This is a genomic window from Halalkalibacter alkaliphilus (genome assembly GCF_023555415.1).
Classification (GTDB): domain Bacteria; phylum Bacillota; class Bacilli; order Bacillales; family Bacillaceae_D; genus Halalkalibacter; species Halalkalibacter alkaliphilus.
This window is the reverse complement of sequence record NZ_JAKRYL010000003.1, coordinates 91,636-113,313: the sequence shown is the minus strand read 5'-3', so window position 1 is coordinate 113,313 and position 21,678 is coordinate 91,636. Positions and strand designations below refer to the sequence as shown.

Below are 21,678 nucleotides of genomic sequence, written 5' to 3'. Positions count from 1 at the left end.
CAACATACCACCCGGTTGATTAATTATTCTGATTATAAAGCGCTTTCAAAATTACAACAATATAAAGTCCTTACTGCTCTTTTTGGTCTTTAAGTTCTTACTTAAATTACAAATAAAAAGTTAAGAAAAAACACCCAAGTCATTATACAAAATAATAATGACTTGGGCGTCCTACACTTCCATATTTGACTTGCACTTGAATTTTTTCAATTTGTTCTAGATGTTCTAAGTATCTTCTAACAGTGACTCGTGCCATACCTAAAGCAGAAGCTAATTGTTCAGCAGTTACAGGTTCGGATAAATCAACGAGTTTCAACAAAATTTGTTTCATCGTAGTCTCACTTAACCCCTTTGGCAATGATTGATTGCGTTGCTTAATCTGTTTCATTTCATCAATGTCTGATTGACTTAAGGAAGGAGTATTGTTTAACTTGTACCACATCTTATGATATGTTTCTAAAGCTGTCTTAAAGCGATCAAACCTAAAAGGCTTAACTAAATAATCAACGGCCCCTAAACGAAACACTTCATGAATTGTTGCTGCATCTCTAGCAGCTGTTATCATAATGACATCACATTCGAGCTCTTGGCTTCGGAGAGACTTTAACACATCAAGCCCTGATTTATCTGGTAAAAACATATCCAATAACACGACATCTGGCTTCGTTTCAAGTATCCCAATTTCAGCATCTGCTCCATTTGTAGCTGTTCCGCATAAGCGAAAAGGTGGAACCTTTTCTAAAAAACCAGTATTCACTTCCAATACCATTGGATCATCTTCAACAATAAAGACTTTAATCATTCATTTCCCCCCTCTTTTCTAGCTTCAATAATCATCTCGGTTCCCAAACCTTCTTCTGAATCAATGGTTATTTTCCCATTATGCGCCGATACAATTTGTTGAACGAGTGCCAGTCCAATACCTCGACCTTCTTTTCCTTTCGTGCTAAATCCATATGTGAGAATCTTTTTTTGTATTTCTTTTGTCATACCGCTCCCATTATCTCTTACACTTATCATTAAATGATTTTTGTCTATTTCGATTAGACATTCAACTATTTTATCATCATCACTATTTTCGAAGGATTCAAAAGCATTTTCAATTAAATTCCCTATAACCGTCACTATCTCTCCTGAACTTAGGCTACCATATATTTCAGTTAGATAGCTATTCTGATCTATTAAAAATGTAATTCCAAGTTCTTTTGCCCTTGACCGTTTTCCAAGTAAAAGACCTGAGACTGAGTAATCTGTAAAACGTTCTTTTAGAAATAGGATAATACTTTCCTCATCGACTGTTTCATCTATGATAATATCTAAAGCATCTTCCGTCCGTTCTAATTGGATAAGACCAGCAATACTATGGAGCTTATTCATATATTCATGATTTTGAGCTCTAAGTGCATCAACTAAAGCTTTAACTCCAGTTAGTTCCTCTGCTAGACGTGTCGCGTCCGTTCGATCAATCATCGTTACTAGTGTTCCTGCATAGGTTGCTTTTACATGGATAGGATATATTGAGATAAGATAGTTCTTATCAAAAAAAACAACATTCCGGTTAATCATTTGTTCTATCGGCTCATTCGCTTCCCATGATTGCGGGAACACGTCTTGTAAATGCAATAGAAAGTTTCTTTCCTCACCTTTTATATATCTTTTCGCTAAGCGATTCATAAAAGTAATTTGCCCCTGCTCATCCAATGCGATAATACCGATGTTCATAGCCTGCATGACCGCTGAGCGTTCTTCCACTAACTTTGCAATCTCGTATGGTTCAAGGCCAAAGGTCTGTTTTTTTACGCTACGAGCTAATAAATAAGAACCAACTAAACCAATCAATAACCCCCAAATAAGTGCAGTGAATATATCCTGACTATAAGTTGCAATGATTGCCTGAAGGGTTGGCGTTAATATACCAACTACAGCTACACCTACTTGTTCAGCTTCTTCTTCATCCATAATTGGCACAAAGGCTCTCGTCGCATTGCCTAAAGTTCCTACTGCGATAGATACATATTCACGATTGGCTAATGCCTCTAGTTCATCCCCACCTACAAACATTTCGCCAATTAACTCTTTATTAGGGTGAGAGTAACGGATACTATTCATATCAATTATGACAATATAGTCAACATTCGTTGCCTTTCTTGTTCGCTCAGCGATTGGTTGAATCACCGTTGCTCCTCCCTCTATCCCGACATGCTGACGGATATCAGGCATTTGCGCCACAGTCCTCGCAATAGCAACGGCTCGCTCTCCAATTTCATTTTCAAATGCATCTGTAATATTGTGAATCATATTCCAGCCAATCGTCATAACAGAAGTGATCACAATGACAAAAGACATGAGTAACATTTTAATGCGTAAGCTTATTTTCATTGATTTCATCCTTAATAGGTTAATTAAAATGCCCAAACTATGTTACCTTATTTAAATAATAAAGGATTGACCAATTTTCATAAAGAAATTCTCGTAAAGAAATAACTGATTTAATGATGTAGTTATTCAAACAAGATTTCCGGAGAACCTTCTGTGTTGAAAAATCTTTCTAATATTGATTACCTGGAGTTGTCCTATAGGTTTACAAAGCAAAGCCATGAGGACCCACTCCTTCATTGCATGAAACTGTAAAGATATTGTTAAATTTCATTTAGTTTATTGCCTATCACTCTCACCTTTGTTAAGTTTGTAATATCGGTTTTCGATATTACATTTCGTTAGAGGAGTGATCAATTGGAAGCTAAAGTATTACGTAAGCTTTTTCTTGGATTCATTCAAATACATATATTACACCATGCCAAAGAACATCCTATCTTTGGATTATGGATGCTTGAAGAACTAAGGGAACATGGCTATGACATGAGTGCTGGAACATTGTATCCGATCCTACACAAGATGGAAGCGGATGGTCTTTTAGTTAAAGAAGAGCGAAAAATTGAAGGGAAAATTAGAAAGTATTACTCAACAACAGCCAAAGGCGATACTGTTCTAAACGAGGCTAGAGCAAAAGCATTTGAGCTTTTTAAAGAAATAAAAGAATAGAAGAGGTGGTACAATGGAAGATCAGAAAGAAAACATTGTTAGAAGGTTATTGGAAATACTCCTTGTTTCTACTCGGCTTGGATTCACTTCATTTGGTGGTCCAATTGCTCATTTAGGATACTTTCATGACGAATACGTTCGACGAAGAAAGTGGATGGATGAAAAAAGTTATGCTGATTTGGTAGCACTATGTCAGTTTTTACCTGGCCCTGCAAGCAGTCAAGTAGGGATTGGGATAGGAGTAATGCGCGCTGGCATATTAGGCGGGATTGTCTCATTTATAGGATTTACCTTACCGTCTGTCCTTGCTTTAATCATCTTTGCTTTAGTGCTTCACAGCTTTGGTTTTACTGACGCAGGATGGATTCACGGGTTAAAAATTGTTGCTGTGGTCGTTGTAGCTCATGCCATTTTAGGTATGGCGAAAAATTTGACACCCGATGTAAAAAGAAAAACGATCGCCTTATTTGCTGTTGTCGTCACGTTACTATGGCAAACTGTCTTTACACAGGTGGGGATTATTATTGTAGCTGGATTGGTTGGATTTCTCATTTACAGGCATCATACGATGGATGATCACTCAGATGAGAGTCACTTCCCTATTTCTCATCGCTTTGCCGTTATTTGTTTAACCTTATTTTTTGGATTGCTCATTGCCCTTCCACTTCTAAGAGAAGCAACGAACCTAAATTGGATTGCAATGTTTGATAGTTTCTATCGTGCTGGTTCGCTTGTATTTGGTGGAGGTCATGTCGTGTTGCCATTACTTGAGCGTGAATTTGTACCAGATGGTTGGCTAAGTGCAGAAGAATTCCTTGCTGGATACGGTGCAGCCCAAGCAGTTCCAGGACCTTTATTTACATTTGCAGCCTATATCGGTGCAGTCATAAATGGTTGGCAAGGCGGATTGCTAGCAACAGTTGCTATTTTCTTGCCAGCGTTTCTCCTCATTTTAGGGACATTGCCGTTTTGGAACTCGTTGCGCCGCAACCCCAAAATCAAAGGAGCTTTAATGGGAGTGAATGCTGCCGTAGTCGGTATTTTAATTGCTGCCCTTTATCAACCTATCTGGACGAGCTCCATTTTGTCAACGGTTGACTTTGCTTTTGCAGCATTGTTATTTAGTATGTTAGTATTCTGGAAACTGCCACCTTGGGTGATTGTTGTGACTGGTGCGTTAGGTGGTTTTTTATTATCCTTACTTTAAATCGATAAAAAACAAACTTATAAAATTTGATTTGGTGAGAGTTAGTACTATGGAGCTAGCATACCCTACAAATAATTGATCATTTTACAAACAAAACAAGCTTTGGGATTTAACTCCACTGCTTGTTTTTTTTACGGTCTCCATAACCATCATACAAAAGATGATCTTAGCATTTTAGCGTCTGCTCCTAAAGCTCATAATAAATCCTTTTGCACAATTCAACATTTATCCCTTTACTTTTCAGCTCTTCAACAATTACTTTTACTGGTTTCATTCGCTTGCATTTAACAATGCTATCAATTGTACTTTTTACTCCACTATTACCACTATGGGTCATATCAGTAAAATTCATTGGTTTATCACCCTCCAAAACTGTTTCTAGCTTTGTACATTTTCAGTATAAAAAATGATTGTGAACTGAGTATGAACTTTGCTTATTCCCCATAATGTTCATGAAAATAACATAGTTCTCCATAATTAAATCATTATTTGAAAACAACACGCCCCCCATAATGGAAAGCGTGTTGTTGCTTAAATCTTTTCTTCTAAAATCACTTAAACAAATAACGGTATAATTAAACCAGCAAGCAACAAGATCAAAGCTCCACCTAACCTTGAAGCAATTTGTGCAAATGGCATAAGCTGCATTCGTTTTGCTGCTGATAATACGGCAACGTCACCTGTACCTCCCATGTTTGCCATACACAGCCCTGCCGAAATAGCAGATTCAATTGGATAGAATCCTACTAACCTTCCTAGTAGCGCTGCACCTAAAACAGCTCCGAATACGACACCAGCTACGAGTAATACATATTGGATACTTAATGCAGCAAGTACAGCATTTAAGTCAGTAAAAGCTACACCAATTCCGAATAATAACGCAAGTGTCCACGTTTTAGCGACAAATTGATACCACTGACTTGCTCCTTCTACTACGTTTTCAGGAATCAGATTTGCAATTTTAGCAATGGCGACCAAAATAATCATTAATGCATAAGGGTGAAGTGGAATAATAGCTCCTAGTAAGTGTCCACATGCAAAGAATAACAAAGCAGCTAACAAACCAATTCCCATTTTAGAAATATCAAATGTTGACTTCTTCTCTTCCAATTTAAACCCAGGAATAAGCTGTCCATTTCCTGATAACGAAGGAACTTTATTACCAAGACTATTCAAAAGACTTGCAAATACAATAGCAAAGACATTTCCAAGTGCTAATGCTGGAACTAGGATTGAGATGTAATAACTAGGCGGGTTCCCTAAAAATTCCGAATATACTTGTGCCATTGGAATCGCACCTGCCCCCATTCCACCACCTAAAATCGGTAAGGCAATGACTAAAACAGCATCTTGGACCGAAAAACCAATTAATAAGCCAACTAATCCAGCTATTAGCATCGCCCCGAATACGGCTCCAATGATTGGAACAAAATAACGTGCACCAATTTTCACGAGAACTTTTGAATTCATTCCTAAAATGCTTCCGGTAATTAATGCAGCAATATAGAAATCGAGGAAGCCGCCCGTTGTCATGAACTCATCGACACCAGCCGAAACACTTTCAGGCAAGATACCACTATAGACCAAATAAGCAGAACCAAAGATTGCAACAATCGCTCCTCCACCTAAATAAGACTTAATAATAGGCAGACGGTCACCTATCCAACCAAGCGCTTCACCAAACACTACCATTACGAGTAAACTCCCAATCATTCCTGTTGGCAATGTCCCAGTATAAACGGTTACAATTGTAATGAGCAAAAAGATAGCAAACCATAAAATGGGCAGCCCCATTATTTTCACTTGTTTGTTTGGATTAAGATCATATATTTTAGATTCTTGATTTGTTACTTCATTATTTTCAAGCTTTCTTGCTGTCTGTTCCATGTTCCTCACTTCCTCTCTATCTCATTTACTAGTTAACTTGATTTAACAGTTACTCGATCTTCTTTTAACGCTGATTTTGCTACAGCTTCTGCAACGACCTTTGGAACTTCTTTGTTCAGTGCATTTGGAATAATATAAGATGAGTTCAACTCATTTTCCGGGATAACGTTTGCAATTGCATATGCAGCAGCAATTTTCATCTCTGTCGTGATATCTGACGCACCAGAGTCAATCGCCCCTCTAAAAATACCTGGGAATGCTAATAGATTATTAATTTGATTTGGATAGTCGGATCGTCCGGTGCCAACTACTTTTGCTCCTGCTGCAAGTGCTTCTTCAGGATAAATCTCTGGGATTGGGTTCGCCATCGCAAAAACAATCGGATCTTTAGCCAGACTTTTTACATGTTCTGTCTTTAGTGCTGCTGGTCCAGAAACCCCAATAAACACATCTGCTTCTATAATTGCGTCTTTTAGTGTACCTTGAATATTTTCTTTATTGGTCACCATGGCAATTTGCTGTTGGCTTGGGTTTAACCAATCTTCACTTTTATTTACAACTCCTTCTAAACTAACAAGAGTAATATTTGTGAAGCCTGCATGTAAAAGCAATTTAGCAATAGAAATGCCCGCAGCTCCTGCACCATTTATGACAATTTTGACCGCTTTCATTTGTTTCCCGACTACTTTTAGCCCGTTTAGTAAACCAGCTAACACCACAATCGCCGTACCGTGTTGATCATCATGAAATACAGGAATATCAAGGTCATTCTTCAATCTATCCTCAATTTCAAAACAGCGTGGAGCTGAAATGTCTTCTAAATTAATACCCGCGAATGTTGGTTGTAGCGCTTTCACTATTGCGACAATTTCATCAACATTTTTAGTGTCAAGACAAATCGGGAAGGCGTCTATATTAGCAAAGTTCTTAAACAGCATACATTTCCCTTCCATTACAGGCATCGCGGCTCCTGGGCCAATATCACCTAACCCTAGTACAGCCGTTCCATCTGTTACTACTGCTACCATGTTTCCTCTAGAAGTTAGATTGTTTATTTCATGAGGCTTCTTTTCAATTTCCTTACATACATCACCAACTCCAGGTGTATAGACAAGACTTAACTCTGCTTCACTATTTATTTCTACTTTACTTACGACTTCTATTTTTCCCGAATGATCTCGGTGTAATTGAATCGCTTTTTCTTTTAAGTTATTATGCTTCATTTCAATTCCTCCTACTTGTAATCGTTTCCAACTAATCTACAGTTAGTTTAATAAATTCGAACAATTTGTGACAGTTTATGAAACTTAAGAAACCTTTTGTAATTAAAAAAAGCAGCCAATGGCTGCTTAAAATAGATTCTGAAATGTTGATTTCGTTAAATCTTTGTTTACATATAAATAGACTGGCCTTCCAATCGCCCCGTACGTCATCCTCTCTCCAAGTACACCAATTTCCTTCAAGTATTTTATATACTTTCTGACAGAGACACGCGATACTTGTACTTGTTCGGCAATTTCATCAGTGGAAAACGGTTCGGCTTCCTTTTCCAGTATCGCATTGACAATGACTTGTAAAGTATTGGCGGTTAACCCCTTTGGTAACGACATCTGCTTCTTCTCATTTTGATGAAAAATTTTACGGTCTAGTTCTTCCTGTTTCAGAAAATTTTGTTTTTTAAGCAAATGATTCTTTTCTCTATAGGTCGTTAACGCTTGATTAAACCGTTCAAATTCAAAAGGCTTTATAATGTAATCTACCGCTCCGTACCGTAAAGCCGTCTGGATCGAGTCCACATCATCAGCTGCTGTCACAAGAATCACATCGATCTTCCATTTGTCTTTTTTTCGAATCTGTTGAAGCAATTCTAATCCATTTTTCCCAGCCATATAAATATCCAACAACAGTAAATCTACTTCTTTATGATTGATTACTTCCAACGCTTCATTATAAGATTTAGCTATGTCTACTAACTCAAAACCTTCTACTTCTTGTAAGTACCGTTTATTAAATTCAGCTACCATTGGATCATCATCTAAAATTAATACTTTAATCAATAGAATTCTCCTCTGTTTCATATGGAATCTCAACGGAAATGGTTGTCCCGAAACCAGTAAATGTATCAATAGTTATATTACCATTAAGATCATCAATACTTGCTTTTACAAGAGCGAGACCATAGCCACGCTCTTCTCCTTTTGTTGAAAACCCTTTTTCAAAAATATCCTCTAACTCCTCCGTCTTAATCCCTGGACCAGTGTCCTTCACTTCCAGCTTTAACTTGGATTCCTTACATGTTAGAACGACGTCAACTCTTTTAAAAGTACAATCTTCCACTGCTTCAATTGAATTATTAATTAAATTACCTAAAATCGTAATGATTTCATGGTTAACATCAGCCGATTTCGGTTTCGGAATAACATTTTCACTTTTTACTGAAAGCTTAACCCCACATTCCCTAGCATAACTCAATTTTCCTAACAAAAATCCCGATAATACGGCATCCTGAATATCTGTCACTTGCCCAATTTCATGATTTTTATGATTAACTAATTCAAGAATAAACGTCTTTAGTTGTTCATATGCACCGATTCGCACCATTCCAAGGATGACATGCAGGTTATTTTTCACCTCATGAGATTGCGCCCTTAGCGCATCTACATAAAGCTTTACACCTGTTAACTGTTCGGCAAGCTCATTGACTTCAGTCTTATCCCTCAAAGTTGAAATTGCCCCAATAACCTTACTATCAACAATGAGGGGAACTCGGTTCACTAATATAGAGATATCATTAATCGTAATTTCTTCTGCAAGCTCTTGTTTTCCTGTTTTTAATACTCGCTCGAGACCATTCATTGGTAGATATTCCGTTACATTCATCCCTATTCGCTCGGGTGGGAGTCCAGCTTTTTCAAATAATTTTGAAGCAGATTTATTTACGAGTGTAATTCTCCCGTCTTTGTCCACTGCTATGATTCCTTCATGGACGGAATGAAGCATTGCATTTCTTTCTTCTAATATCTTCGCTATTTCAGGAGGCTCTAAGCCATATAATGTTTTCTTTATGTATTTAACAATGAGTAGCGCACCAATTAGTCCTACTAATAACCCTACAAGTGATCCAAGTATTATATTTTTGTGGTTTTGATTTATCATTTTTTGAATGTGCTCTAATGAAATCCCTACGGCAACAGCACCGATTTGTTCATTCCTCTCATTCATAACAGGAGAAAATGAACGTAATGAAGTTGTGAGAGTCCCTTCAGATATCGAACTATACTCCTCATTTTCAAAAACTTGAGCTTCGTCTCCACCTTCAAAGGGATGTCCAACTAACTCAGGATTGGGATGTGAATACCGTATCCCACTCATATCCATAACAACAACGAAAAGAACGTCGGCTGATTGACGAACGTCATTAGCATATTGCTGAATCTCTTCAGCCCTTCCTTCTACTAATCCACTTTGGACAATCTCTGATTGTGCGACAATCCTTGCGACCGTAAGTGCTTTTTCTTCTTCATAACGTACACTATTATCATTAATCGATCTGCTTACTAAAAGATCTGTAAATAATAGGGAAAGAAGAACAACCATACAAACGAGCCAAAGGATGATCGTGCGCATTTTAAACTTTTTAATTAACAAGTGCGTCCTCCTATCCTTTTTATACAAATAATGATAAACAATAGGTTTGTTTTATACAAATATAAATAAAAATAGCCATACCGCTTTTTTTATCGGGTATGGCTTTAAAATCGATATTTAATCTTCTTCCTAAATTATTGGTATTCCACCCAAACAGCCCCATTATCAGCAGAGCGGACACAATTTTCAACCCATCTGACGCCCTCTACGCCAGCTTCTATTCCTGGGTACCAAATATCTTCTAACTGTCTTCCTTGATCAGCAGCTTCCATTGCCAGCGCAAAACGCGTATACAGATTTGACCATGCTTCAAACAACCCTTCAGGATGCCCTCCTCCAATACGATCATCTGCTAAAGCTTCTGAATAAAGATAATTCATACCACGTTCTAAGATTTGTACTGGTTTCCCTTGTACTTCATAACGAAGCTGATTCGGTTGTTCATCCCACCATTCAATACTTGCCTTTGAACCGATAACTCGGATTTTCTGGCTATGCATAGAACCAGCATTCACGGCACAAGACCAAACTGTTCCAACCGCACCATTATCGTATTCCATAATCGTATAAGCGTTATCCTCTAAAGGTGCACGTGTTTTGACAAAGCTTTGGCGAGTGCACATAAGCTTTTTAATTTTAAGGTTTGGCAGCATAACCTCAGATAAATAAAGTGGATGTGTTCCTAAATCGCCTAATACATAACTTGGGCCAACAAACTTTGGATCAACCCGCCATTTTGTACTTGGATTATCTAATTCAACAGCTTCAGAATGAAACCCGTGAGCAAACTGCATATTAATAATTCTTATTTCGCCTAAATCTCCATTTGCAATCATCTGACGTCCTTGCTCAATCGCCTGATGACCTGAGTATCCATACGTAATTCCAACAACACGATTTTTTTCTTTAGCTAGCGCCTCTAATTCTTTCGCTTCTTCCGTTGTAAAGCAAAGTGGCTTTTCACAAACTACATGCAAATTAGCTTCTAAGGCTGCCTTGCAAATTTCATAGTGTGTACCATTTGGAGTAGCAATAGATACAGCTTGAATTCCATCTTCACGCTTTGCTTCTTCTTCAAACATCTTTTTATAATCAGGGTAGCAACGCTCTGGTTCTACATGTAAATTAACTCCAAAATCCAACCCACGTTCAGCATTAATGTCAAACGCCCCGGCAACCAATTGGAAATTATGATCTCTTAAAGCGGCAGAACGATGGATATATCCAATTTGACTTCCACGTCCACCACCTACCATTGCCCAACGGATAGGATTCTCAATTTTCTTTTCACCATTAATCATAATCTATTCCCCTTTTCTTTTCTTCTTAATAACCAACACTTTTTAGATAGGCCAAACTTTGACTAACATCTTGTAAACTAGTATCTGCATTTCTAGGGTCACGCTCTTGCTCAATCGTGATGTAGCCATGGTAGTTTATGTCCTTAAGTAATTGATGGATGGAATCATAATCAATGATTCCTTGTCCAATCGGACACATCACACCTTTGCCACAAGCTTCGAAAAAGCGAATGTGTTCGTTCATTACTTCTTCATACATTTGTAAATCTATATCTTTAAAATGAATGTAATCAATTCGTTCTGCACAGTCACGCAGCCATTGTGCCGGGTCCATTTTTGAATAATATAAATGCCCTGTATCTAAACAAAGCCCTGCTGTTTCATATGGTATATCTTCCATAAGTTTATTAATTTCATCTTCAAACTCAATATAGCCTCCTGCATGTGGATGAATAACGGGGCGGACTCCATATTGCTTCCATGCTTTCTCAGAAATAGCGCGAATATGATCCATCATCCTATTCCAATCTTCTGCAGGTAAACGTTCAACTTGATCTGGATGACCGGCTTTGTAATCTCGTTCGTCATGTCCCCAATCAATGATTACTAGATACGGAGCAGGGAAGATCTGACCTTCTTCCTGTGGAGCTGGTGGAAGTTTTGTAATAAGAGAACAAATATCATCGACTTGTTTTAATAAGTTTTCTAGATTCGATTCAGACACCAAATCATCAAAAATGGTACCAGCTATAATGGTTAAATTATTTTTAGAAAGTTCCTCTTGAACTCTCTCTATGTCCATTGGGATGTAACCATAAGGTCCCAACTCAATTCCTTTATAACCTGCTTGAGATGCTTCTTGCAGTACCCTCTCCCATGGTGGGAGATAAGGGTTTTTTGGGTCATCTACCCCCCAACAACAAGGAGCTCCTGATATTTTTATACTCATATAAATCACCTCTGTTTTCATTGAAGTACTAGCTTGTAAAGGACTTCCGTCATGATGATTTATTCATCCTCCATTGACTGAAGCGTTTTCAACAATTTAAGATTACAAGAATTAACCTACTATGTATTTATCTATGAATGCCCTCTTTTTATAATTTAAGGACATTTTCTTATCCTGCCGCAAAATGAAAAAATGTTTGGAAAATAAAAAGAACCCCAAAAAAGGGTTCCTCCTTATCCACGGGTCAGTTTTCTATATTCACCTGGTGTTAAACTCGTTTCTTCTGAAAATACACGAGTAAAATAATGGACAGACGAAAAGCAATAAAGTTCTGATATCGCTTTAATTGAAAGATCAGAGTCTCGCAATTTTTCTACCGAGGCTCCTATCCTTTCTCGCCGTAAAAAAGCAGTAAACGTCAATCCTAAATGATTACTAAACAAGCGAGAGAGATGTCTTGTAGATACATTCAAGTATTGTGCTACATCTTCTAGAGAAAGTAGCATAGTTAAATTATCCCTAATAAACAATTGAGCTTGGTCGATCAAACCATTATTGCTAGAATCGTATTTATCTAAATCTTCAATTTCATTAAATCCACAAAATAATGTTTGAAGCGAGAGCAATAAAGAATGACCAAGAGAACATAGCAACTCTGGAGAATATGAGTTTTCTCCATGTTTCATTAAGACATGCCATAACTGTGCTGTCTCTGAGGACTCAGCATTATGAATAACTTTTTTATTTATCTTAGCTAATTGTCTAAAGAGACTAATCCCTTCTTTCTTTGAAGATGATTCATTGACCTCAAAACCAACCCAAAAAATAGAAAGGTTTTTACCCTCGTGGATTCTGTGAAGCTTTCCAGGATGCGAACAAATAAAGGTTCCTTCCTTAAGTTCATAGTTTTGCCCATCCTCAAAGTAAAGACCCGTTCCACTGTTTATATAACAAAATTCAAAAAAAGAATGTTTATGTAAAGGATTATCTAAATGATTTGAATGTGCTCCCCAAAAATAGATGTGAAAAGAGACTTTTTCTCCTGGAAGATGAATGCATCTCTCTTGCAGTTTACGAACTGATTTACTTACATTCATAATATCCTTCCTCTCCAATCTGGGTGGGAATCCAAGTTTATAATAACATACCATGCTCAACTACTTTTTATAATACAACAGAAAGCGACTGCGTAATTGGCAGTCACTTAATTTTTATTAATAAATATACGACTCTTTTAATAGACTAATTGAGTTATTCTTGGATATACTCTTCTAAATTATCTATTGTTACTAACTCAAATGGAATATCAGTAACCTTTTCTAACTCTTCTCCTCTCACAGCTTTAACCGCTGCTTCTATGCCTCCTGCACCTTGACCTTTGGCATTTTGGAAGACTGATACGCTCAGCTTGCCATCCTGGATGTATTTTAATGCTTCCGGAGTAGCATCAATTCCAGCAAAGACAATTTCGTCTAACTTTCCTACTGCCTCTGCTGCCATAAGAGCACCAATTGCCATTTCATCATTATTAGCAACAACAGCATCAATTTGTTTACCAGAGTTCAACCAGTTCTCCATCAAATTCATAGCTTCAGCACGATCCCATTTTGCTGTTGATTCAAGGATAACTTCCATTTCTGGATATTGTTCAATAATTTCTTTATTACCATCTGTTCTTTGAATCGCCGCTTCTTGCCCCAATTCTCCGTTCATAATAGCAATATTCCCTTTTCCATCAAGGAGTTTCGCTACTTCTTCCATTTGCATAAGACCAGAAGTTTTAGAATCAGATCCGATAAATGCCGTTGCCTCTTCTACACCTTCAAAATAACGGTTTACAATAATATTTGGTATACCTGCTGCGTTTGCTCGGTCAACCATATCCGGTGCGCTAGTAATATCAACAGGCATAATTACCATTGCATCTACCCCACGTGTGATGAACGTTTCAATTTGCGCCACTTGCTGTGATGCATCATTTTGGGCATCAACATAAATTACTTCCACATCATCTAATTGCTCAGCATAGTCTTTCATTCCATCATGCAGGTATGTTAACCAAACATCGCTAAAAGTAGGTAAAGAGGCTCCAATTACGATTTTATCACCATTTCCGCCACTGTCTGAAGTCGTTTCGTTCTGATTTGCTTGTTCATTTGAACAAGCGGAGATAATTAATACGAGAAAGATTAAACTAATGAATAAAGGTAATTTCTTTTTTAAGTTCATAATATGTTCCCCCTACTTTTTAAACTTAATTGACATTCAAACTTCTTATAAGCAAAAGCAAATCCTAATTGTCCTCACCTCCCTAACTATTAAAACATTTACGAGCTATTAAATTTATTCTAAATGAAATCGCTTTCATTGTAATTATCTTAGAAAGACATTTTTTTATAATTTAAAGACATATTTACTTAATAGAGTTTTGAAACTGAAATAAGCAGCTAGAGTTTCTTCTCTAGCTGCTTACATTACGGTAATCTAAAGGAACATACTATACAGTTAATTTCTTACTTATATATAATCCCTCTTTAATCGATTTCAACGTCAGCTCGTTTGACCATTCTGGTCGATCAGGATAAGCAAAGACTGAATTTGTTACAATTCCATCAAATTTCATTTCGCGTAGTTTGCGATATAATGCATCAAAGTTTACTTCGCCTTCACCAGGATTTAGGTGCTGGTGAATCGTAACTTTTGCATCAGGTGGATTCACAATATAACGTAACCCAAATGCTGCTTTATGATTAAGCGTGTCGGCAATGAGAACGTGATCCAATAAATCTCCTGCTTCTTCTAAGTGTTTCTCTACATCGCCAATTCCATCATCATAGAAGAACGCATGGGCAACAGAATAAACCAATTTAATCCAATCTTTATCAAGCGCACGAATCATTCGAATCGCTTCGGTATTCAGCTCAATAAAATCATTCGGATGCGATTGTAAATTAAGTCTCATCCCTTCTTTTTCAAAAAGCGGCATTAATTCATACATTGATTTCACAAAAGCAGCTTCACTTTCAACCGGACGGCTTATGTCACCGGCAAATTCACTGTTCATTAAATCGACTCCTAATTCAGAAGTGATTTCAATACAACGCTTCCAATTTCGCACGGCAGCTTGACGCTCTTCTTCATTTGGAGAAGACCATTGTTGAACAGGAAGGACCGAAGAGATTTTCACCCCAGCATCTGAGCAATATTTTTTAAGATCTTTGATCAACTGCTTATCTACCTTTGGATATTCATAAAACCAAATAAAATCTTTACGCGGCGATAATTCTACATATTCATACCCTAGCCGAGCTACGGCATCGATCGTCTCTTTTATATTGGTGTTATCACGATAATGTGACGGATCATAAGCTAAACGCATTATTAAAATTCTCCTCTCATCTGTGGGAAAAGCATTCCCGCTGTAAAAATTTTTTTAGTATGAATTTCAAATTTAACAAGCCAGAGTTTAACCAGCATGTAAATGTCTAATTACACTTACTCGAGTACCTAAATTTATTTTTTTATCATTTTTTCACTCCTTTAAATTAATCTAGAAAGAAGAAACTTTCTTAGATTCATCGGTTTTGTAGCAAGTATATCTCTTTTCCATCTTAACCCAGTACCAAATAATACCAGCAATTAATCCAAGTACAGCGAATAAGAAGACAAATAACCAAGGTGAGTAAGGTACACTTACTTCAGCTACTCCAACCGGGGAGAAGAACGTATATACAGATAGCATTACTACGATCATAAAAATAGAGAAAGGTTTCGCATATTTCCACGGTTTAAGGTCAACAACATTCGCATCATGTAATACGAACGGTGTTTCTCTCGGTCTAAGCCTACCAACAATAACCATCGTTAGAACGTTAAGTGGAAATAATACAGATAGTACATATAGGAAGTTGATATCTGCAAGAACCACTTTAGATGCTGCATACAAAATAACGTGAACTACAACTGCAACCTTTGGAGCCAAAGCAGGAATGCGCTTACTAAAGAATCCAACAAGCACCATTGCTAAAATAGGCATACTATAAAATCCAAACATTTCCTGTAAATAAGCGTATAACCCTTGTGGTGCAAAAATAATAAATGGTGCAACGATAACAGAAATTGCTGCCAAACCTGCAGCAAAGAACCTTCCTGCTTTTACAAGCTCTTTATCTTTTGCTTGAGGTTTAAAAATAGGCTTGTAAATATCTAATGTAAATAATGTAATAGAGGCATTTAATGCATTATTAAATGAACTCATGATCGCTCCGAATAAGATTGCTGCCAAAATACCTGAAAGTGCTAACGGCATAACATCTCCTACTAGTGTAGGATAAGCAAGATCCGGATTAGCAAGTGTATTGCCATACATAAAGAAGGCAATGATACCTGGAAGCGCTAAGAACGTTACCCCAAACACTTTAAACATCCCAGCGAAAAGTACCCCTTTTTGCCCTTCTGCTAAGTTTTTTGCCCCTAAGCTTCGTTGAATAATTGATTGATTTGTCGCCCAATAGAATAAATTATTAAATAACATTCCTGTTAATAAAACAGCCCATGGAACAGAAGCATTGTGATCACCAATTGCATTTAACTTTGTTGGATTCGCTGTTAATAAATGATTAACACCTTCTTGTAAATTCCCTCCACCAAGTGCAATGAGACCAAGAATCGGGATAAGCAAGCCACCAGCAATCAATCCAATACCGTTAATTGTATCACTCATTGCGGTTGCTTTAAGTCCACCTAGAATGACATATCCACACCCTACTAAACCAATTGCTACTGAAATAAGCAAAACAATCATAAACGGCGACATACTAGTAATTGTTGTTATTGAAAAAATACTATCAAGTACTAATGCTCCAGAATAAAGGACAGTTGGTAAGTAAGCTACTGCATACCCTACAATAAATAGTACTGAAACGATTTGTCTTGTTCTTAAGTCATAGCGTTGTTCTAAAAAGTCTGGAATTGTTGTGATCCCCGTTTTTAAGTAACGAGGCAAAAAGACAAATGCCATAATAATTAAAGCAATCGGCGAAGACACTTCCCAAGCCATAACAACCATTGATTCGCCAAAGGCTTGACCATTCAACCCTACGATTTGCTCTGTCGATAAGTTTGTTAGAATAATGGAACACGCAATTACTAACCCGGGTAAACTTCGCCCTCCAAGAAAGTAACCATCTTGACTACTTAAGTCAGTACCTTTCGTTTTGTACCATGAAAACCACATAACAAAGATGGTATAAATCATAAATGTAGTAAATATTACCCAAATCATTGTTTAAACCCTCCATTTTATTAGTCTTTTAATAACGGAAAATAGTTTCCTGTACAAATTAAAGTTATATTAAGTTACTTTAATGAACTATGTACCTATCTATATAAATAGATAAATCTATTAAAGAAATCGATTTCATTTTATAATATTATAAATTAATTTCTACCTGCTATAAAGTTAATAATATAAATCTCATTTAGAAATATTTGTATTATCCATACAATAAACCGTTTCAATAATCCAAATATGTAACCTACATATATTATCCTAAGTAATTACTAATAAATTTCTTAAAAACTTTTTACGAAATATACAAAAGATTAGTCCCCCCTCCATTTAAAACTCCCTTTCAAGATTAGAATATATGACTCCTTACTCCACTCTTTAGGGAAATAATGACATAAACGTAGCAATTGAAAAGGTATTCAGATTACAATATGAAGTATATACTGTATGTGGAGAAGTGCTTGAACCTAATACTCAGTAACATTATCTCTTCATGCAATCAAAGTACTTAATAAATCTCCATAATTTCTGAAGCGATTCAATAAATTAAAGATACATGAACTCTCTTTCCTTGTATTTATCTGTGAATGCCTTTCTTTTATAATTTAAGGACATTTTAATTGTTATTAAAATGTAGTTTCGGCTATTAACGTAAAATAGGGAGGCTAAGACCATTATTCTTAAATATAAGTGTATAAAAAAGCTATACCTTTATAGGTATAGCTTTTTATCCTTTGTTCCTTTGTCTTTTAGTCAAGTTGAAATTATAGTTTGCTGCTAAGTAAGTGATATTCCGTGAGATGAATACCTCTCTTTAGCTTGCAATGATTATTATACTAACTGCGTTTTTTGTTCATATTCAAAATCAACCCAAGTAGATCCTTGGTCAGCTGAACGTACACAATTTTCAATCCAGCGAACTCCTTCTAGCCCCGCGTTAATATCAGGATAAACAAGATAGTCTAACGCCTCTTGATCACCGCGATTTTTAGCATCAATAGCAATTGCAAATTTAAGATAAATATTTGCCCACGAATCAGATAGGCCTTCTACATGCAAAGCTCCTAATCTTTCATCCGCATTGCAGCTTTCATCCAAATAAGGCATAGCGCGAATTAACGTTTGAGCTGGCTGGCCCTGGATTTCATAGGATAATTCACCAGGCTTGCTGTCCCACCATTCTAAACTAGCTTTTGATCCGACAATACGAATTCGATGGCCATCCATACACCCTGCATTAACCGATGACGTCCACAGTCTTCCTACTGCACCATTCTCGTAGTGCATTAGTACATAGGCATTATCTTCAAGTGGTGCACGACTTTCGATAAAGCTTTGACGGTCACAAAGCAATTTACTAATTTTCATATTAGGCATAATTAATTGGGACATATAATAAGTGTGAGTGGAAAGATCACCTAAAACAAAACTCGAACCAGCAATCTTCGGATCAACACGCCACTTCTGTGCGGCACTGTATTTGTCTGCTTCATCTGTAGCATTAAAACCATGTGTATATTGAAGCTCTACCATACGAATTTCTCCAATATCACCCTTTTCAATCATCGCTCGCATTTGAAGCAGCATTTGATTACCTGAGAACCCATATGTAACACCAACTATTTTACCTTTTTCTTCTGCGAGTTTCTTAATTTCTAATACCTCATCACTAGTGAAAAATAAAGGTTTCTCACAAATAACATGAAGATCAGCCTCTAGTGCTGCCTTACAAATTTCATAATGTGTACCATTTGGTGTCGCGATAGAAACAACTTCAATTCCATCTTCTCGTTTCTTTTCCTCGGTGAACATCGTTTTATAATCTGAATAGCAGCGGTCTTCCTTAACACCAATATTCACGCCGAAATCTCTTCCTCTTTCAGGATCGATATCGAATGCACCTGCTACTAATTGAAAAGCTGTATTGTCTCTAAGTGCTCCGGTACGGTGTTTATAACCTACTTGGCTAAGTCTTCCCCCACCTATCATTGCCCAACGTAAAGGTCTTGCAATTTTCTTCTCTCCATTCAACATACCAATTCCTCACTTTCACATATAAATATCTTAATATTGCTTTTTGTAACTTAAAGGAACCTAATGAAATATGCAGTGATGTTCTATTACTGATCTTAGTATATCTATAATCACCGGAAACAAAAATACTTGAAGTTGCTTTTCCGTTCACCATTCTTGCTTTTCTGAAAACGCAATCATATAATGAGTTCAAAGACGTTCGAAAGGAGAAAAAAATGCTGCTAAATGAACCCGGAGTACTAGATGGCTCCCATTATTATTTTTTTACACCATCTGAAACAATCAAAAAGTATTATTATCATTTGATCTGCTGCGGTCATTATTATTGTAATGCTGACTACAATATTAAACGAGATTATTTCCCTTACTTTTTATTAGTCTATATTCGAAATGGAGACCTTCATGTAAACTATCAAGATAAATCAGTAACGGCGAAAAAAGGGGATATCTTGTTACTTGACTGTCGTGAACCTCACCATTATTACGGTACTGATGGACTGGAATTTATCTATATACACTTTGATGGGCCGAATTCACATGAATTATGTAGCTATATTGTTAAGCAGCACGGATTTTTCTTTCAAAATAAACGCAATATAGAGGTAGGAAAACAACTTTATCAAATGATCTACACCTATTATCATGATCAGGAAATGTCCATCTCTGATTCTACATGTTTGATTTATACAATGATTAATAGTCTCACGATAAAACCCGAAAAACAAAAAAATGAAAGATCACCCGTTGACGAAGCGATTCACTATATTAAAGAAAATATAGATAGACAGATCACATTAAAAGAGATTGCTACCTATGTCAATTTAAGCCCTTATTATTTCTCGCATATTTTTAAATTAGAAACGGGATATGCTCCTATTGAATTTGCTACAAAAAACCGAATTGATACGGCCAAAACTCTATTAAAAACTTCTAAGCTTGCTATAGCTGATATAGCTTACCAAGTAGGATACAGCAGCAGCTCAGGCTTTATAAATATCTTTTATAAAAAGGTCGGTTTTACTCCAACGGAATTCCGGAATCTTACCATTTAATATCTACTCTTTAATAGAAGGTTGTTAAAAAGGGGTGATCTTTCCTTTTTGAACAGACTCTAGAATTCATATAACTGACCTCTAAAAAACACCTTCAAACTTAAAAGGCATGAGCCCAGTACAATACCGGGCTCATGCCAACAAACGATCTAACGTAATATACTTTTTAGATTAAATAGCTTTATTAATTAAAGTGTTTCACAAACAGCATTTCCACTGTAAAATGCAGGTTTTTCTTGAAGTGAAATAGACTCTTTTTCACCTGTTTTCTGTGCTTTCACGCATGCGTCAGCTGTTACAGCTGCGATATAGCCATCCCATGATGTTGGACCTTGAGGCTCACCTTTCTTTACAACAGAATCGATAAAGTCTTGGATTTCCACATCGTATGCATCCATAAAACGGTATTTCCAATCTTGCAAGATGCCAGAGCTTAATTTACCGTTTTTACGCGTAACGACACTTGGGAATTCTGGTAAATAAACCACACCGTCTTCACCAATGACTTCACATTGAATATCGTAGCCATACTTACAATTTACAAACACTTCGACATTCATTACAATTCCACTGTTTGTTTCAATTGTAAATAGCTGTGGGTCTTGTACTTTATCATGGGCGTATTTTGTTTTTCTAGGAAATACAACTTGTACTGATTTATAATCATCATTCACTAACCAGTGTAATGCATCAATCTCGTGAATTAATGTATCTACTACAGCCATTTCTGTCACGTAAGACTCACCTACTTCTGGGTTACGATGCACAGCACGAACCATTAGAGGCTGGCCAATTTCTCCTTTATCAATCGCTTCTTTTAATTGTACATATCCGCTGTCATAACGGCGCATGAATCCAACTTGAACTAGTTTTTTGCCTTGTTTCATTTCTGCTTCAACAATTCGTAAGCATCCTTCTGCAGTTGTTGCTAAAGGTTTTTCACAGAATACATATTTTCCAGCTTCAACAGCTGCTAATACAGTTGCTTCATGAGCAGGTCCCCAGCTTGTTACAACAACTACATCGACATTCTCGTCTGCAATTAATGCTAAATCATTCGGATATACAACAGCATCTAATTGGTATTGTTCAACCGTTTGTTTTGCCGAATCTTGATTAACATCTGTTACAGCTACAATTTTTCCACCAGATAAAGAGTTTGTAATTCGATTAATATGTTCTCTTCCAATTGCACCAGTACCTACTACACCAAATTTTACCGTCATAATGATATTCCTCCTAATAATTTAAAACGATTTCATTTTTAT

Annotated in this window: 17 protein-coding genes; 3 read left to right on the top strand and 14 right to left on the bottom strand. The window is 36.7% G+C overall.

Translation table 11 applies throughout. The annotated features are described in order from the left end of the window. Nucleotides 1-142 precede the first annotated feature (142 nt). Both MF646_RS03725 and MF646_RS03720 read right to left on the bottom strand, forming a co-directional pair. A complete protein-coding gene (locus MF646_RS03725) occupies nt 143-802 on the bottom strand; it encodes a response regulator (RefSeq protein WP_250095148.1) in 660 nt (219 codons plus the stop codon). Beyond that, nucleotides 799-2,379 carry an ATP-binding protein gene (locus tag MF646_RS03720; protein WP_250095147.1) on the bottom strand — a complete coding sequence of 527 codons (1,581 nt, stop codon included), beginning with the start codon at nt 2,377-2,379 and terminating at the stop codon, nt 799-801. Before MF646_RS03720 ends, MF646_RS03725 begins: the two co-directional genes overlap by 4 nt. A gap of 354 nt (nt 2,380-2,733) precedes the next feature. Between MF646_RS03720 and MF646_RS03715 the strand changes: the two genes are divergently transcribed. Together MF646_RS03715 and MF646_RS03710 are read left to right on the top strand one after the other, a co-directional pair. Beyond that, nucleotides 2,734-3,042: a PadR family transcriptional regulator gene (locus MF646_RS03715; RefSeq protein WP_250095146.1), complete on the top strand. Its 309-nt coding sequence runs from the start codon at nt 2,734-2,736 to the stop codon at nt 3,040-3,042. A gap of 13 nt (nt 3,043-3,055) precedes the next feature. Further along, nucleotides 3,056-4,249, top strand: a complete 1,194-nt coding sequence (locus tag MF646_RS03710) for a chromate transporter (RefSeq protein WP_250095145.1) — start codon at nt 3,056-3,058, stop codon at nt 4,247-4,249. 555 nt (nt 4,250-4,804) lie between these two features. Here MF646_RS03710 and MF646_RS03705 read toward each other — a convergent pair. The 11 genes from MF646_RS03705 to MF646_RS03655 form a co-directional block, all read right to left on the bottom strand. Next, nucleotides 4,805-6,136 carry a 2-hydroxycarboxylate transporter family protein gene (locus MF646_RS03705; RefSeq protein ID WP_250095144.1) on the bottom strand — a complete coding sequence of 444 codons (1,332 nt, stop codon included), beginning with the start codon at nt 6,134-6,136 and terminating at the stop codon, nt 4,805-4,807. Between the two features lie 32 nt (nt 6,137-6,168). After that, nucleotides 6,169-7,359, bottom strand: coding sequence for an NAD(P)-dependent malic enzyme (locus MF646_RS03700; protein WP_250095143.1), 1,191 nt, complete (start codon nt 7,357-7,359; stop codon nt 6,169-6,171). Nucleotides 7,360-7,485: 126 nt separating this feature from the next. Continuing rightward, on the bottom strand, nt 7,486-8,193 hold the full coding sequence (locus MF646_RS03695) for a response regulator (RefSeq protein WP_250095142.1): 708 nt from the start codon (nt 8,191-8,193) through the stop codon (nt 7,486-7,488). Then, nucleotides 8,186-9,784, bottom strand: a complete 1,599-nt coding sequence (gene dcuS, locus MF646_RS03690) for a DcuS/MalK family sensor histidine kinase (protein ID WP_338035468.1) — start codon at nt 9,782-9,784, stop codon at nt 8,186-8,188. The genes MF646_RS03695 and dcuS overlap by 8 nt, the downstream gene beginning before the upstream one ends. 134 nt (nt 9,785-9,918) lie before the next feature. Next, nucleotides 9,919-11,085, bottom strand: coding sequence for a Gfo/Idh/MocA family protein (locus MF646_RS03685; RefSeq protein ID WP_250095141.1), 1,167 nt, complete (start codon nt 11,083-11,085; stop codon nt 9,919-9,921). A 25-nt stretch (nt 11,086-11,110) separates the two neighbouring features. Continuing rightward, nucleotides 11,111-12,034 (bottom strand): sugar phosphate isomerase/epimerase family protein, encoded by a 924-nt coding sequence (locus MF646_RS03680; RefSeq protein WP_250095140.1) that lies wholly within the window; start codon nt 12,032-12,034, stop codon nt 11,111-11,113. A 233-nt stretch (nt 12,035-12,267) separates the two neighbouring features. After that, nucleotides 12,268-13,131: a helix-turn-helix domain-containing protein gene (locus MF646_RS03675; protein WP_250095139.1), complete on the bottom strand. Its 864-nt coding sequence runs from the start codon at nt 13,129-13,131 to the stop codon at nt 12,268-12,270. Nucleotides 13,132-13,285: 154 nt separating this feature from the next. Beyond that, nucleotides 13,286-14,263, bottom strand: a complete 978-nt coding sequence (locus MF646_RS03670; RefSeq protein ID WP_250095138.1) for a sugar ABC transporter substrate-binding protein — start codon at nt 14,261-14,263, stop codon at nt 13,286-13,288. A 268-nt stretch (nt 14,264-14,531) separates the two neighbouring features. Further along, nucleotides 14,532-15,413 carry a sugar phosphate isomerase/epimerase family protein gene (locus MF646_RS03665; protein WP_250095137.1) on the bottom strand — a complete coding sequence of 294 codons (882 nt, stop codon included), beginning with the start codon at nt 15,411-15,413 and terminating at the stop codon, nt 14,532-14,534. Nucleotides 15,414-15,584: 171 nt separating this feature from the next. After that, nucleotides 15,585-17,318 carry a solute:sodium symporter family transporter gene (locus tag MF646_RS03660; RefSeq protein WP_250095136.1) on the bottom strand — a complete coding sequence of 578 codons (1,734 nt, stop codon included), beginning with the start codon at nt 17,316-17,318 and terminating at the stop codon, nt 15,585-15,587. An 837-nt stretch (nt 17,319-18,155) separates the two neighbouring features. Beyond that, nucleotides 18,156-19,358 carry a Gfo/Idh/MocA family protein gene (locus MF646_RS03655; RefSeq protein ID WP_250095135.1) on the bottom strand — a complete coding sequence of 401 codons (1,203 nt, stop codon included), beginning with the start codon at nt 19,356-19,358 and terminating at the stop codon, nt 18,156-18,158. Between the two features lie 215 nt (nt 19,359-19,573). Between MF646_RS03655 and MF646_RS03650 the strand changes: the two genes are divergently transcribed. Then, complete coding sequence (locus MF646_RS03650) at nt 19,574-20,410, top strand: helix-turn-helix domain-containing protein (RefSeq protein WP_250095134.1); 837 nt, start codon at nt 19,574-19,576, stop codon at nt 20,408-20,410. A 188-nt stretch (nt 20,411-20,598) separates the two neighbouring features. Here MF646_RS03650 and iolG read toward each other — a convergent pair whose 3' ends face one another. Further along, entirely contained in the window at nt 20,599-21,636 is a 1,038-nt protein-coding gene (gene iolG / locus MF646_RS03645; RefSeq protein ID WP_250095133.1) for a bifunctional inositol 2-dehydrogenase/D-chiro-inositol 1-dehydrogenase, read from the bottom strand. Between the last annotated feature and the right edge of the window lie 42 nt (nt 21,637-21,678).

What these genes read in the sequence shown, in the direction of transcription:
- MF646_RS03680 (WP_250095140.1), bottom strand. Translation starts at nt 12,034, where the DNA reads ATGAGTATAAAAATATCAGGAGCTCCTTGTTGTTGGGGGGTAGATGAC.
- MF646_RS03655 (WP_250095135.1), bottom strand. Translation starts at nt 19,358, where the DNA reads ATGTTGAATGGAGAGAAGAAAATTGCAAGACCTTTACGTTGGGCAATG.
- MF646_RS03710 (WP_250095145.1), top strand. Translation starts at nt 3,056, where the DNA reads ATGGAAGATCAGAAAGAAAACATTGTTAGAAGGTTATTGGAAATACTC.
- MF646_RS03700 (WP_250095143.1), bottom strand. Translation starts at nt 7,359, where the DNA reads ATGAAGCATAATAACTTAAAAGAAAAAGCGATTCAATTACACCGAGAT.
- MF646_RS03665 (WP_250095137.1), bottom strand. Translation starts at nt 15,413, where the DNA reads ATGCGTTTAGCTTATGATCCGTCACATTATCGTGATAACACCAATATA.
- MF646_RS03675 (WP_250095139.1), bottom strand. Translation starts at nt 13,131, where the DNA reads ATGAATGTAAGTAAATCAGTTCGTAAACTGCAAGAGAGATGCATTCAT.
- MF646_RS03720 (WP_250095147.1), bottom strand. Translation starts at nt 2,379, where the DNA reads ATGAAAATAAGCTTACGCATTAAAATGTTACTCATGTCTTTTGTCATT.
- MF646_RS03725 (WP_250095148.1), bottom strand. Translation starts at nt 802, where the DNA reads ATGATTAAAGTCTTTATTGTTGAAGATGATCCAATGGTATTGGAAGTG.
- MF646_RS03685 (WP_250095141.1), bottom strand. Translation starts at nt 11,085, where the DNA reads ATGATTAATGGTGAAAAGAAAATTGAGAATCCTATCCGTTGGGCAATG.
- MF646_RS03670 (WP_250095138.1), bottom strand. Translation starts at nt 14,263, where the DNA reads ATGAACTTAAAAAAGAAATTACCTTTATTCATTAGTTTAATCTTTCTC.
- MF646_RS03705 (WP_250095144.1), bottom strand. Translation starts at nt 6,136, where the DNA reads ATGGAACAGACAGCAAGAAAGCTTGAAAATAATGAAGTAACAAATCAA.
- iolG (WP_250095133.1), bottom strand. Translation starts at nt 21,636, where the DNA reads ATGACGGTAAAATTTGGTGTAGTAGGTACTGGTGCAATTGGAAGAGAA.
- MF646_RS03660 (WP_250095136.1), bottom strand. Translation starts at nt 17,318, where the DNA reads ATGATTTGGGTAATATTTACTACATTTATGATTTATACCATCTTTGTT.
- MF646_RS03650 (WP_250095134.1), top strand. Translation starts at nt 19,574, where the DNA reads ATGCTGCTAAATGAACCCGGAGTACTAGATGGCTCCCATTATTATTTT.